We start from the raw sequence: 13,737 nt of genomic DNA, 5'->3' as shown, positions 1-13,737 counted from the left end.
ACCCATGCACGGGCAAGCTTGTCGTCGACATGATGAGCACCGGTGACAGCAGTGAACCGGCGCGCCCCTCGCCCGGCAACATCGATCAGGAGACGGCACTTGGCGCGATATGTCTTGTCCTGTCGTTCGAACGTCACCCGCCGGCCTTCTGTCCCGCGCTGGACACGCGTCGCGTTATCCCGCGGCTATGTCGTCCGGGGTCGCAAACCGCTTCGGGATACCGAAGTTTTCGAACTCCGCCAGCGTGCATGCTCATATCGGGCGTCGCCCCAATTTACCCGCTCAACAAGAAGACCGTCATGAGCCGTCACTTGCCTGCTCCGACCAATAGCATTTCGTCCAGACGATCAGCGCCTGACCACAACTCTGCGCCGAACTTGCCCGCGCAGGCTTCGATCGCGGCCAGCACCGGGATGACCCGCTCTTTCGCGCATTCGGGATGCAGCAGGGTCAGCTTCAGAGCTGCGAGACCCCGGTAAACTGTCTTCCCGATGACGGCGATTCGATCATTCCAGAGACGGCCAGGAAGCTGCCGATTGACCTCGTTGATGAGCGCCTCCGGCAGGCTCTGCCCAGCGGGTCGCCATCGGAACAATACGATATTGGTTTCGGGCCGGACCAGCAATTCGAGCTCCGTCGATTTCTCAATCTCCTCCGCGGCAAATTGCGCTTGCGCAAGCATCAGGTCGAGCAGTTCGCCCACACGTTCCCTGCCGAGCGCCCGCAGCGACATGAACACCTTCAAGGCATCGAACCGGCGCGTCGTTTGCAACGACTTCCCGACCAGATTCGGTCCGAGACTATCGGCCTTATCGCTCGGGCTGAGGTAAGCAATCGACCGGTCGAGGATCGATAGCGTCGCACGCCTGCGAACCATGAAGACTCCGCAGCTGATGGACTGGAACAGCAGCTTGTGGAAGTCGATTGAGACGGAATCGGTGAGTTCGACACCGCGCAAAAGCGGCGCGTGATCGCTCAGCAGCAGCGCGCCGGCGGCGGCAGCATCCAGGTGGACCCACACGTTCGCGCCGTGGGCCACACGCGTGCATTCCTCGATTCGATCGATTGAGCCGCATTCGGTGGTGCCGGCCGTCAGCACCAGCGCGATCGGACGATGACCTCGACCGGCCTCGGACCGTATCGCCCGGTCGAGCCGGTCCGCGCTCAACTTGCCATCGCGCTCGGCCTCGATCGGCACGACTGCGGATTCGCCGAGACCCAGGATGTGGGCACTTCTGGCGACTGAGAAGTGCGCGAGCTCCGAGCACAGAATGCGCCACCCCCGTGCCTCGGCCGGCAAGCCGGATATCCTCACAGTATTCTGTTCGCTCGCCTGGGCGTGATCGCGAGCCAGCATCAGCCCCATGAGATTAGCCTGCGTTCCTCCACTCGTGAACACGCCATCACCGGCCGCGCCGAACCCCACGAGATCGCTCAGCCAACGCACTACATGGCATTCCAAAGCCGTTGCAGATGGGCCTTGGTCGAACGAATCCAGCGACTGGTTGCTCGCGCTGATCAGAAACTCCGCAACCAACGACGGCAATATCGGCGCGGAATGCATATGCGCGACATAGTGAGGATGCGAGACTGAGACGAAGTGCGGCATGATCCGCTCGCGCACCTCCAGCATGACGGCATCGAGACCGCGGCCGGCGGCCGGGCACACTTCGAGCGACGCCAGCAGGTGCTTAAGCTGGTCAAACTTGATGCCGCTGGTCGGAGCGGATTGCTCGTCCCAACTTTCCATCACGTGATCTATGACGCGCTGCATGGCGTAGACGAAAGCGGCGCGGGTGCTTTCATTGGTCGGCGGGAGCAGACCCAAGTGATGCGCTTCACCGGTGCCGGGCACTGTCAGCTCCTTACTGAACGCTGGCCCATCGCAACAGGCGAGGAGGCATCCGTCATGTCGGCGGCTGTCGCGCCTTGACGCGGGCCCTGGAAAAGGTCGCACAGCGCAAGAACAAGGGATGAACGAACGGTCGCACGGAAACGGCTATTCTTGGGGTTGATCACCTGCTCCGTTTCGACGGTCTTGTCGTTGTCGCTGCTCATTCAATACTCCCTCTACTTTTCAGACGGCGTTTGCGGTAGTTGAGAAGGTACGGGCGACCGCACCACGCAGCGAAAGCCGCGATGACTGGTTGACGTATCGATCGGCTCGCGTTGCCGAGCCGCGGGGCGATAGCGCCCGCAGTAGTTCGGCGCACAGAGATGCGAGCCCCCCTTCAGGACCTTGCCTCCTGATCGCTGACTGGCAGGGATCGTAGCTCGCCGCCTCGCCGCCCCCGCGCGGGTTCTGCGAGATGCAGCAGGGCTTCGCGGCGTCGGCCTCATGGCGGGCCGACCACCAGTCGGCGGTCCACTCCCAGACATTGCCGATCATGTCGCATACGCCGTATCCGTTCGCTGGGAGTGCGGTCACCGGCGAGGTGCGATCGAAGCCGTCTTCGCAGAGATTCTGGATCGGAAAGCTGCCCTGCCAAGTGTTAGCCATGTGCTTGCCGCCGGGCGTCAGGGCATTGCCCCAGACGTACTCCTCGGCTTCGAGCCCATCGCGTGCAGCGAATTCCCATTCGGCTTCAGTGGGGAGTTCCTTGCCGGCCCATTTGGCATAGGCGAGCGCGTCCGAATACGCGACGTGGACGACGGGATGCTCGCCGAGCACATCGATGTTGCTGCGCGGACCGTAAGGACGGCGCCAGTTCGCGCCCCGCATAAAGGTCCAGCATGGGCCCAAGTCCCGCAGGTTGTGCACCCGGTGCGGCGGCTCAAACACCAGCGAGGCGGCGTAAAGCATATGCGGCAGCGCACCGGGATAGTGTGCCGGATTCGGTGCTGTCTCGGCCACCGTGATGTGGCCGGTCTCCTTCACGAACGAGCGAAACTGCGCGTTGGTGACCGGGGTACGGTCAATCCAGAAGCCGTCGACCCTGACCCGGTGCGACGGGGCTTCCTGCCGATAATGATGACCGGAGCCCATGCGGAACGTGCCGCCTGGAATCGAGACCATGCTGTCGGTCCGAATATCTCGCGAAGACTCAGCGCGCCCAAGGTCGATCTGGAAGATGGCGGTCCACCCGCATATGCTTATCGGGAACAATAATCCCAGAAGTCCTGCGTCTTGGACGGATCGGTGTAGTACCAGCACATGCCCGGCGCCGGCGGCGCACCCGCCCATGTCGCCGCAGCCGCAGTTCCGACAGAGCCAATCGCCGCGCCCGCCGACACTGCTCCCCCAATCGGCCAGCCATACCAGCCGGGTCGCGCCCACGGACCAGGCCGCGCGTTTTTTCTCGCCATTTTTCACCTGCCGCCCGGATCCATCTGTTCTCTCTATGACGCGCAAATTCTACGCGGATCACAAACACGCTGTTCACAGCGTTGAAAGTTAGCGGCGACGTGACAAGACGTCCGTCGGTATCGGCCGAGTAGGCGCCGTCCCTGCCTTATGTCACGCGCCGCTAACCTCACTGGCCAGCCACGGCCTCAACTTGCGATGGTAGCCATGCCTAAGGGAGGGAAGGTGCCCCAGGCACGTCGAGGGTGTGCATTGTTCGTGCCAGCGAATACTCGACAGTTAGCACCACTTTGTGCTCGCTTTGTCCGCATTCCGACATTTTCAGGTCTCGATCGTTGCACTACGGCTTATCCAGTGATTTCGACGCGCATGGTGTGCGATCACCGACCAGACCGACGGCGGAGACGGCACTTCAAATCTCCCGCGAGAATGCAGGCAGCGACGTCGGGCGTCGGATGCTACGGCCCTGAACGGCTGATCGCCAACAACCGTTTCCGAAAACTCGCGCCGGTGGAATCGGTCACGTTGAAGCCAACTTGGCGCGGGCTCACCGCACTCCGCCGGAATCGGCAGTCTCTCAAAACGAACGCGCATCAAGCGCGTGCCCCTTGCGGCAAGCGCCGCAAGACCACGTGCTGCTAGTGTTCTGTCCCGGAAATTCGTCGACAAAGTCGCGCGAGTATCTGGAGGATGGAATCCGCGTAGCGGTCTAAATGAAGGGACGTGACTTTGCATTGTGGGTGCGGATAAAGCGGTCGATTTTTGTGACGAAGTCCGTGGTGGAATCGAACGATCCTCGCCGGATGGCGCGTTGGGTGATGAGCGCGAAGAAGCGTTCGACCTGGTTGAGCCAGGAGGCGTAGGTTGGCGTGAAGTGAATGTGCCAACGCGGCCGGGGCGAGCCAGGCCCTGACCTTGGGATGCTTGTGGGTGGCGTAGTTGTCAACGACGAGATGGATGTCCAGTTGGTCCGGCACGTTAGCTTCGATGTGACGCAGGAAGGCGAGGAACTCCTGGTGGCGGTGGCGGGGTTTGCATTGAGCGATGATTTCACCGTCGAGCACGTTGAGGACGGCGGAACAAGGTGGTCGTGCCATGACGCTGGTAGTCGTCGGTGACACCTTCGATGTAGCCGAATCCCATAGGAAGCACGGGCTGGGTTCGTTCGAGGGCCTGAATTTGGCTCTTCTCGTCGACGCAAAGCACCACGGCTTTGTCAGGCGGATTGAGATAGAGCCCGACGACGTCACGCAACTTCTCGACAAAGAAGGGATCGGTCGAGAGTTTAAAACTGCGGGTACGGTGAGGTTGCAGACCGAACAGTTGGAACAGGCGATGAACCGTGCTTTTGGCAATTCCCGTCTGTTGGGCGATGGCGCGCACGCTCCAATGGGTTGCGGCTTTGGGCTTGCGAGCGAGTGTCTTGGTGATCAGCTCGGCCACAGCCTCATCCTCAACCATGCGGGGCCTGCCGGTACGTATCTCGTCGTAGAGACCCTCGATGCGATTTGCGATGAAGCGATTGCGCCATTTGCCGATCGTATGTGGACCGATACCAAGCCGCGTCGCCACGACGGGCGTTGCTCGGCTGACGTTCGCAGGCAAGCACGATCTTTGCTCGCAGCGTCGGCGCCGCAGGGAGCGACCGCGACCGTGTTATGGCCGTGAGCTGCGTGCGCTCGTCGCTGGAAATCGTCAGCATGGCCTTCGGGCGTCCGGTGCGTATCGGGTATCTCCTTCGATCGGGACACCCGAAACACATGCAATTATTATGCTACGAACTAACGGGACAGAACACTAGCAGCGCGCTTCAACTTAGGGATTTTCCCGATAGCCCAGGCGATCGGAGATTCACGACAAACTTTGTTCAGTCCGGCCTCGCAACCCAAATCACGAGCTGGCGTGCAAGCGCGCCGAACGTATGATCGAACGCGGCTGCCGCCTCGGACGGTGCGAGCGGGCCAATCGCTTCGGTTTTGTCAAAGAGCCTTGCAACGCAGGTCGATCAGGCGGCGCGATGCTTCTCTATACCGCTTTCGGCGCGCAGCGGCGTATGTGCGATGTCGTATTCTCGAAGCTCTGCAGCAGCGGCGCCTTCACCAGCGCCGGATGCACGCAGCTGCCTTCGCTATCCCTCGACGCAGCCGGAAATTGCGCTAATCTCGCAACTCACGGCGCAAGGAATAACGACGCCGAGGAAGCTTAAACAGACCCATGCGGTAAAGCAAGCGGTTCTGCCGCGCCTGCGTCGCGTGTAGGCTTGGCGCCGAACACGACTGCAGCGCCTTCTCGCAAATCCTGATATCGCCGAGAATGATCCGGATCGGCACAAGTCCACCAAGGCCGCGCGGCATTACATGGCCGTCGCTATGCGCGCGGAAGCCATCCTACGCCGCCTGATCGAAGGTTAAGTCCAGCCGCTCCGCAAGAGCTGCCGATAACCGTGTCTACTCATCCACTTGGCGCGGGAGAGATGGCTCTCATAGGCGCGGCGGGCGCGCTCCGGCTCGCGTTTGGAATCGATCTGCAGCACGACCTCCGCGACTTCCCGCCAGTCGGCACCGTCCGCATCCGCATCCAATAGACGCATGCAGGTAACGGCGTGCTCGCGGTCATACGGGGTCAGGGTCGGATCGCTCGGTGCGGCGTCGAATGGCATAGCAGTTTCCCGGCTCAAGCTGGCAAGGATCGCTGGAGATTGTGAGCTTTTTATAGTGTTCCCTACAGGTTCCCCATAGAGATTCCAGCCTCATTTAAAGCACTTGCTCGATCGCGTTGCGAGCGTTCCTTTATCTCGATCGTGCGGTGTGCTGATGGATTGTGTGTCGACCCAAATAGTTGGCTTATAGCCAGTGGTTTAAATATCCGGGCGCAGACATGATCGGCGCATGAAAGCTCGTGCTCTAGTGGCCCTAAATGTGCGTCGGATCCGCGTGGATCGCGGTATTTCGCAGCAGAAGTTGGCTTATGAGGCTGGGATTGACCGCTCCTACTTGGCGAGCCTCGAGCGGCAGTCGAAAAGCCCGACAATTGATATCCTCGATCGCATCGCCGACGCGCTGGGTGTTCATCCATTCGAATTGGTTGTTCAGCATTCCAAACGCGCCAAAGCTCCAAATATGTTGCATGAAGGTCGTAAGCGCGCGCCTCTTAAACCGCCGAGGAGAGGATAGTTGATCGACACTTGGTCGCGCTCAGTTTCCGGCGAATGCCGCCTTGCGCGGTGTGATGGAGAATGCCGAAGGTCTCTGGGCTGGAAGTTGTCTCAAAGGTTCCGCAGGCGTGCCTCGCTGTATCGCCGCTTCTGCGGCTCATCGGCTAGACGAGCGTTCTGACGTTGAATTGGACGCTGGCACCTACGATCTTGCTCAGCAAAGCTTCCGAGGAAGTCCAGCACTCCGAAAGCCTGCAATCCATACTCATTTTGCCAGCAAGATTGAGGTCCCGATCAAGGCCTCATGGGCCTTTCGCGGGCGGCTAGCTCAGGTGATGGACGAGATAAACGACACCGTCTTCCTTAGAGAACGGAGAGATCGATTGCGTCTCCGAGCGCTGCAAAATCGAACGGTATGACGGTGCAAGTCTTTTCTGATCTCGGCAGCCTGCATAAGCGCCGTGTGCGCGCGCTTTTGAGTTAGCCGCGCTTTCCCGTTTGGTTGGCCTATATGCAGATCATCCCTTTTTTACATCTTGCAGCCGTCTCAAGCAGGCTCAGTCTCGTGGGTTCGGTTGGCTGTGGTCGAGTTCAAGAGCGGAATCACCTCTCTGCCGAACGCCGGCAGCTCGTCGGTGAAATTCAGGAAGGCGCAGAGGATCATGTCGACGCCGATCGCTTCATAGGCACGGATACGCTCCGCGATCAGCTCGGGAGGACCGAACAGACGGGTCTTGAAGCCGTCGTTGGGTTGAACCAGGTTGGCGTGGCTCGAATCCGCCCACATCCCGATCCTCTCCACCGTCGATGCGCCAGCCTGCTTCACCTGGTCGGCGAAGGCCTGCACGATCTCGGGGTCGGCGCCGGCGATGATCGCCTCGAGCTGCTCGAGCGCTTCCCGCTCGGTCGGCCGCTGGATGATGAAGCCGTTGAGCCCGAACTTGACGGTGCGGCCTTCCGCCTTGGCGAGCGCGCGGACCTCGTCGATCTGCTGCTTGGCGCCCTCCACCGTGGTGCCATTGAGAAAATACCAATCCGAATATTTCGCGGCCATCCGGCGCGCGGCCTTGGAATTGCCGCCCTGGAAAATCTCCGGATGCGGTTGCGAGATCGGCCTCGGCTTCAACCAGGCGTCGTTGATGCTGTAGAAGTCGCCCTTGAAGGTGAAACGGTCCTGTGTCCAGAGACCCTTGAGCACCTGGATGAACTCTTCCGAGCGGCGGTACCGTTCGTCATGTTCCAGCCAGGGCTCGCCGAAGGCGCGAAACTCGTCCTTGAACCGGCCGGTGAGGATGTTGATCGCAAACCGCCCCTTGGAATAGACGTCGATCGTGGCCCCCACCTTCGCGATCATGGCCGGGTGCCAGAAGCCGGTGTGAATCGCGCTGATGAGCTTCAGCCGCTTGGTCTGGGCGGAGAGCACTGCCGTGCAGGTAAGGGCTTGGCTATGCCGTCCTGCTGCATCATCCCGAGACCGAGCAGAGCTACACCGGTCGACCACTCGCCGTGCGCCGTATCCGCGGATCGACGCGCCGCTATGACGTCGTGCTGGCGCAGTCGTCCCATCTCCGACACTCACGCCGAAACGAAATGCTCAAACGCTTCTGTCTGTCATGCTTCGATTCCAACAAAGGAGGGATCATTCCGGCCCAAGCTCTTCGTCCCTGAGCCGGCCTCTTCTATGAAGACTTCAGCGCAGGCACAGATACGTGAGTACCTCGAGGCTATCATCAGCGACTAACCCGCGTCGCCCGCTTTACTGCGTGTCCCTCGGCGGAAGATAGGGCGCGTCGTCGTCATCATCCTCGACCGTCCGCTGCTGGAGGCGACCAGCGCGCCACGCGCCTATCTGGGCTCCTTGGAATTAGCTCTCTGCGACAGGCGTCGCCATCCTTTTTTGTTCACGGTCGCTTCACCTAATTCGTTGCGGCGTTTGTGAAAGAGAACGATGGTCCGTTTTGGCATTGTCGCGCTATTTCTTAGGCAACTCGGATGACCAGCGGTTTGCACGAAGGAAGCATCTCGCCAGGCGTTGCTCCCAATCTGTGCAATCGTCGGGTCACCTGTTGTTCCGCGAAGCGATCTGCTCACATGCTTCAATGGCTCCAATAAGCGCCGTTGTAACACGGTCGATCGGTAGCCACGCATCGATTGTGCGTAGTAGTCCCTTGGCGGCGTAGTAGTCGATCAGCGGCCGCGTCTGGTTGGAGTAGGCTGTCAAGCGCACACTGAGTGCCTTTTCATTATCGTCCGCACGTACCGTTTGGCCGCTCGCCTTCGCCTGCATGGCGCGCCCGAGGATCCGGTCGAGCACCTTCTGCTCGTCGACCCTCAGTTCCAGCACGCAATCGAGCTCATAGTGGTCGGCGGCGAGCAGCTTGTCGAGGCTTTCAGCCTGCGACACCGTGCGCGGAAAGCCGTCGAGGATGAATCCTCTGCCAGCATCCGGTTGCGCGATCCGCTCGATAATAACGGCGACTACGAGATCGTCGGGAACGAGTTCGCCGCGTTCCATGATCTCCGCCGCCTTGCGTCCGATCGCCGTCCCCGCTGCAACGGCGGCGCGCAGCATGTCGCCGGTCGAGAGCTGCGGGATCGCCAGGATCTGCGATAGCTTGAACGCTTGCGTCCCCTTGCCGGCGCCCGGCGGTCCCAAAAGCACAAGTCTCATTTCAGTCCTCCATTAAACAGATTTGGCATGCGCGGCACGCGCGACTGCCGCCTCGATCAATTGGCCCGCTTCGTCGACATGGCCCCAGCCGGCGAGCTTCGACCATTTGCCCGGCTCGAGATCCTTGTAGTGCAGGAAGAAAATGCTTGATCTGCTTCCAGGTGATCTCGGGCAAATCGGTATAGGTCTGCAGGTGTTGATAGTGCTGGGTCAGGCGCGACGACGGCACGGCGATGATCTTCTCGTCGCCGCCGCCGTCATCCTCCATCTTCAACACGCCGATCGGCCGCACGTTCATGACGGCGCCCGGAATGATCGGGCGTGTTGGCAACCAGCACATCGATCGGATCCCCGTCGTCAGACAGTGTGTGCGGCACGAAGCCGCAATTACCGGGATATCGCATCGGCGTGTACAGGAAACGATCGACGATGAGCACACCGGACGCCTTGTCCATCTCGTATTTGATCGGCTCGCCGCCGAGCGGCACCTCGACGACGACGTTGACATCGTCGGGCGGCTGATGGCCGATCGCAGCCGCATCGATGCTCATGGGCGCCGCCTATCGTTTGTTCTGCCGGTTCTTGACGAGATCATCGACCACGGCGGGCTCGGCGAGCGTCGAGGTATCGCCGAGGCTGCCCGGCTCGTCCTCGGCGATCTTGCGCAGGATGCGGCGCATGATCTTGCCGGAGCGGGTTTTCGGCAGGCCGGGCGCAAACTGGATGAGGTCCGGCGAGGCGATCGGGCCGATGTCCTTGCGGACCCAGGCGACCAGCTCCTTGCGCAGCGCTTCGCTCGGCTCCTGGCCCTGCATCAGGGTGACATAGGCGTAGATGCCCTGGCCCTTGATGTCGTGGGGATAGCCGACGACGGCCGCCTCAGATACCGCCGGATGCGCCACCAGCGAGCTCTCGACCTCGGCGGTGCCCATGCGATGACCGCTGACATTGATGACGTCGTCGACGCGGCCGGTGATCCAGTAATAGCCGTCGGCGTCGCGCCGGCAGCCGTCACCGGTGAAATACTTACCCTTGTAGGTCGAGAAGTAGGTCTGCTCGAACCGGGCATGGTCGCCATAGACCGTGCGCATCTGCCCGGGCCAGGATTTGGCGATGCAGAGATTGCCCTCGGTCGCGCCTTGCAGCGTCTTGCCCTCGGCATCGACGATTTCCGGCACCACGCCGAAGAACGGCCGCGTCGCCGAGCCCGGCTTCAACTTGGTCGCGCCCGGCAATGGCGTGACCAGGATGCCGCCGGTCTCGGTCTGCCACCAGGTGTCGACGATCGGGCAGCGGCCCTCGCCGACGACGCGGTGATACCACTCCCAGGCTTCCGGATTGATCGGCTCGCCGACCGAGCCGAGCAGGCGGAGCGAGGCGCGCGAAGTCTTCTTCACGGGCTCGTCGCCGCCCTGCATCAGCGCGCGGATCGCGGTCGGCGCGGTGTAGAAGATATTGACCTTGTGCTTGTCGATGACGCTCCAGAACCTGGAATTATCAGGATAGTTCGGCACGCCTTCGAACATCAGCGTGGTCGCGCCATTCGCCAGCGGTCCGTAGAGAATGTAGCTGTGGCCGGTGACCCAGCCGACATCGGCGGTGCACCAGTAGATGTCGCCGTCGTGATAGTCGAACACGTATCGATGCGTCATCGCGGCGAACACGAGATAGCCGCCGGTCGAATGCACGACGCCCTTAGGAGCGCCGGTCGAACCCGACGTGTAGAGGATGAACAGCGGGTCCTCCGCCTTCATCTCCGCGGGCAAACATTGCGCCGACACCTTGGCGGTTTCCTCGTGGTACCAGACGTCGCGGCCGGCATTCCACGCCACGTGTCCGCCGGTGCGCTTGACGACGATCAGCGACTTCACGGTATCGCCGGTCTTTTTGATGGCTTCGTCCACATTGGACTTCAGGGCCACCTTGCGACCGCCGCGCAGCCCCTCATCCGCCGTGATGACGACCTTCGACCCGCAGCCCTCGATACGGCCCGCAAGCGAATCCGGCGAGAAGCCGCCGAAGACCACGGAGTGAACCGCGCCGATCCGTGCGCAGGCCAGCATCGCGTAAACCGCCTCGGGAATCATCGGTAGATAGATGGTGACGGTGTCGCCCTTCTTGAGGCCATGCGCCTTCAGCACGTTGGCGAATGTGGCGACTTCCCGCGCCAGCTCGGCGTAGGTGATTTGTTTTGACTCGCTGGGATCGTCGCCCTCCCAGATGATCGCGACCTGATCGGCGCGCTTCGGGAGGTGGCGGTCGATGCAGTTCCAGGCGACGTTGGTCGTGCCGTCCTCGAACCATTTGATCGAAATGTTGCCGGACTCGAATGAACAGTTGCTGACCTTGGAGAAGGGCTTCATCCAGTCGATGCGCTTGCCGTGCTCGGCCCAGAAGCCGTCGGGATCACTGACCGATTGCGCGTACATCTCGCGGTATTTGGCGTCGTCGATCCAGGCCCGCTTCGACCACTCGGCAGGCACGTCGTAGACAGACACCCCGGAATTGCCGTCAGACATCTAACTCTCCCTAAGGTTGTGATTGCAGGCAAACGCTCCACGAGCGCGCACCTGCCTTGGTTTGCATCAGGAGCGGTTCAGGACCGCCGTCGTCAGAGATTGTCGGGCTCAGGCCCGTCGACGGGCCTGACGCGGTCTTCGATGTAACGCCGCAGCGCTGCGGCGGCGTTCAGCATATGCGCCCGCATCCGGCGTGAGGCCGTCTCGCCGTCGCCTTCGGCGATCGCCTGCATGATGGCATCATGCTCGTCGCGGGACTTCCGGATGCGATCGCCCTGCCGCAATTGCGTGCGGCGGAAGGCGCTCAGTCGCGCACGGACATCCTGCGCCTGCTCGGCCATGAACGAGTTGTGCGTCGCGCTGTAGATGCATTCGTGGAACACCCGGTTGAAGGCATCATAGGCATCGACGTCGTTGGCCTCGACCATCGCACGCGAACCTTCGTGCAGCTCGATCAGGCGACTGCGCTCCAGCGGCGTTATGCGATAGGTTGCAAGCCTGACGCACATGGCCTCCACCTCGGCGCTGGTCTCGAACATGTCCATGATCCGTTCGGGTGTCATCCGTGCCACGACGACCCCGCGACGTCCGCGCACCTCGACGAGTCCACTGACAGCAAGCTGCCGGAGAGCTTCCCGCACCGGCGTGCGGGAAGCCCCGAAGCGATCGGCAAGCTGCTGCTCTTCCAAAGCCGAGCCGGCAACGAGCGCACCGGACGCAATCTCGTCCGTGAGCGCATTGCGGATGCGATCGGAGAGGAGGCCGCCATCTTCTTCTGCTTCGGCTGCGACTTTGAACAGACCTGCCATTCAGCTTCCTATGATTGCGCGCACCGTGAAATAGAGGATGGACGGTGCGACCAGGCATCCGAGGCCCGTGTGAAACGTCGCGGTCAGCGCGCCGTAGGGCACGAGGCGTCGATCGGTCGCCGCCAGCCCGCCGGACACGCCGCTGACCGTTCCCATCAAGCCGCCGAACACCATTGCGCTGCGCGGATTGTCGAGGCCGATCATCTTCGCAACGAAGGGCGTGCCGATCATCACGATCACCGCCTTGAATACACCGGTCGCGATCGAGAGCGCAATGACCGGCGATGACGCACCGATCGCTGCCCCCGTGACCGGACCGACGATGTAGGTGACCGCACCGGCGCCGATCGTCGTCAGCGATTCGGCATCAGTGTAGCCAAACGCCGCGGCGACGAACACGCCCAGAATGAACGGAACGACCGTTCCCAGGCCGAGCGCGACCGCACCGATCAGTCCGGCCTTGCGCGCATGGACCACATCGACCTCGAAGGCGGTGGCGACGATGGCGAAATCCCGCAGCATCGCGCCGCCCATCAGGCCGATTCCGGTCAGCGCCGGCAGGTCGGCGACGCCCTTTTCGCCGCCGGTGGCAAGCCCGCCGAAAAAGGCCAGCACGAGACCCAGCATGATCGCGATCGCCGAGCCGTGAATGCGGCCGAAGGTGAGGTATTTCGAGATCGCCCCCGAGATCCACATCAGGATCCCGACGGCGGCAAACGCCGTGATCAACGCATTGGCTGCGAGAATATGAGAGATCATGGTCATGCGACCCTCCCGGATTTGAAGTGGGGCACATTCGCCTCGATCGCCTCTCGGGCCTCGATCTCGTCCATAGTCTCGACGCGGCCACTGAGCCGGCCGATCAAGGCCACCATCGCGAAACACACCGCGACTGCGCCGGCGCCCGCGATAACGACGATCGGACCGCCCTTTGCCGCGGCGACAACGTTCTGCTGCGCGGCCATGGCGACCACGATCGGAATGTAGAAGCTGCCCCAGAACTCGACGCCGGTATTGAGCCCGCGGCTGAGCAGGCCGTGCCGCACCAGCCAGAGCCGGGCGGCAATCAGGAACATCATCGCAATGCCGACGCCGCCGACATTGGCCTTCACACCGAGGGCAACGCCGAGCAGGTCGCCGAGCAGGCCTCCAAGCAGCGTGCAGATCGCGAGCAGAGCTACGCCGGAAATGGTCACGGGCGCCTCCCCTCTGCGAGCGGGGCGCGAGCCCCTGGATACGGGCTTTCTGTATGCATTCGCATCATAAATTCCCTCCTGTGT

The 13,737-nt window shown here is 61.8% G+C and carries 10 protein-coding genes and 3 pseudogenes; 1 reads left to right on the top strand and 12 read right to left on the bottom strand.

The features are described from left to right. Positions 1-307: 307 nt before the first annotated feature. From ACVIYL_RS22345 to ACVIYL_RS22325, 5 genes and pseudogenes are all read right to left on the bottom strand, one after another. Positions 308-1,855 carry a pyridoxal phosphate-dependent decarboxylase family protein gene (locus tag ACVIYL_RS22345; protein WP_456779786.1) on the bottom strand — a complete coding sequence of 516 codons (1,548 nt, stop codon included), beginning with the start codon at positions 1,853-1,855 and terminating at the stop codon, positions 308-310. 2 nt (positions 1,856-1,857) lie between these two features. Beyond that, positions 1,858-2,058 (bottom strand): hypothetical protein, encoded by a 201-nt coding sequence (locus ACVIYL_RS22340; RefSeq protein ID WP_456779785.1) that lies wholly within the window; start codon positions 2,056-2,058, stop codon positions 1,858-1,860. Positions 2,059-2,070: 12 nt separating this feature from the next. After that, positions 2,071-3,016, bottom strand: a pseudogene (locus ACVIYL_RS22335) (formylglycine-generating enzyme family protein). Positions 3,017-3,942: 926 nt separating this feature from the next. Beyond that, positions 3,943-5,030: pseudogene (locus ACVIYL_RS22330) on the bottom strand (IS630 family transposase). Between the two features lie 681 nt (positions 5,031-5,711). Continuing rightward, positions 5,712-5,963, bottom strand: coding sequence for a DNA -binding domain-containing protein (locus ACVIYL_RS22325; protein ID WP_456779784.1), 252 nt, complete (start codon positions 5,961-5,963; stop codon positions 5,712-5,714). A 229-nt stretch (positions 5,964-6,192) separates the two neighbouring features. On the opposite strand from ACVIYL_RS22325, the gene ACVIYL_RS22320 reads away from it, so the two are divergent. Next, positions 6,193-6,477: a helix-turn-helix domain-containing protein gene (locus ACVIYL_RS22320; RefSeq protein WP_456779783.1), complete on the top strand. Its 285-nt coding sequence runs from the start codon at positions 6,193-6,195 to the stop codon at positions 6,475-6,477. A gap of 528 nt (positions 6,478-7,005) precedes the next feature. On the opposite strand, the gene sfnG is transcribed toward ACVIYL_RS22320, so the two are convergent. The 7 genes and pseudogenes from sfnG to madL all read right to left on the bottom strand — a co-directional run bounded on the left by sfnG (position 7,006) and on the right by madL (position 13,653). Next, positions 7,006-7,959 carry a dimethylsulfone monooxygenase SfnG gene (sfnG, locus tag ACVIYL_RS22315; protein WP_456779782.1) on the bottom strand — a complete coding sequence of 318 codons (954 nt, stop codon included), beginning with the start codon at positions 7,957-7,959 and terminating at the stop codon, positions 7,006-7,008. A 558-nt stretch (positions 7,960-8,517) separates the two neighbouring features. Beyond that, entirely contained in the window at positions 8,518-9,129 is a 612-nt protein-coding gene (locus ACVIYL_RS22310; RefSeq protein ID WP_456779781.1) for an adenylate kinase, read from the bottom strand. A 12-nt stretch (positions 9,130-9,141) separates the two neighbouring features. After that, positions 9,142-9,680 (bottom strand): annotated as a pseudogene (gene ppa / locus ACVIYL_RS22305) (inorganic diphosphatase). A gap of 9 nt (positions 9,681-9,689) precedes the next feature. Next, entirely contained in the window at positions 9,690-11,648 is a 1,959-nt protein-coding gene (gene acs / locus ACVIYL_RS22300) for an acetate--CoA ligase (RefSeq protein WP_456779780.1), read from the bottom strand. A 92-nt stretch (positions 11,649-11,740) separates the two neighbouring features. Continuing rightward, a complete protein-coding gene (locus ACVIYL_RS22295; protein ID WP_456779779.1) occupies positions 11,741-12,457 on the bottom strand; it encodes a GntR family transcriptional regulator in 717 nt (238 codons plus the stop codon). Next, a complete protein-coding gene (gene madM / locus ACVIYL_RS22290) occupies positions 12,458-13,222 on the bottom strand; it encodes a malonate transporter subunit MadM (RefSeq protein ID WP_456779778.1) in 765 nt (254 codons plus the stop codon). Continuing rightward, complete coding sequence (gene madL / locus ACVIYL_RS22285; protein WP_456779777.1) at positions 13,219-13,653, bottom strand: malonate transporter subunit MadL; 435 nt, start codon at positions 13,651-13,653, stop codon at positions 13,219-13,221. The genes madM and madL overlap by 4 nt, the downstream gene beginning before the upstream one ends. Between the last annotated feature and the right edge of the window lie 84 nt (positions 13,654-13,737).

Source organism: Bradyrhizobium sp. USDA 3315 (genome assembly GCF_054056795.1).
This window is presented reverse-complemented; position numbering and strand designations above follow the sequence as displayed.

Excerpts from the sequence above, each read along its gene's own strand:
- ACVIYL_RS22325 (WP_456779784.1), bottom strand. The coding sequence starts at position 5,963 with ATGCCATTCGACGCCGCACCGAGCGATCCGACCCTGACCCCGTATGAC.
- ACVIYL_RS22295 (WP_456779779.1), bottom strand. The coding sequence starts at position 12,457 with ATGGCAGGTCTGTTCAAAGTCGCAGCCGAAGCAGAAGAAGATGGCGGC.
- ACVIYL_RS22320 (WP_456779783.1), top strand. The coding sequence starts at position 6,193 with ATGAAAGCTCGTGCTCTAGTGGCCCTAAATGTGCGTCGGATCCGCGTG.
- ACVIYL_RS22310 (WP_456779781.1), bottom strand. The coding sequence starts at position 9,129 with ATGAGACTTGTGCTTTTGGGACCGCCGGGCGCCGGCAAGGGGACGCAA.
- ACVIYL_RS22340 (WP_456779785.1), bottom strand. The coding sequence starts at position 2,058 with ATGAGCAGCGACAACGACAAGACCGTCGAAACGGAGCAGGTGATCAAC.
- madM (WP_456779778.1), bottom strand. The coding sequence starts at position 13,222 with ATGACCATGATCTCTCATATTCTCGCAGCCAATGCGTTGATCACGGCG.
- acs (WP_456779780.1), bottom strand. The coding sequence starts at position 11,648 with ATGTCTGACGGCAATTCCGGGGTGTCTGTCTACGACGTGCCTGCCGAG.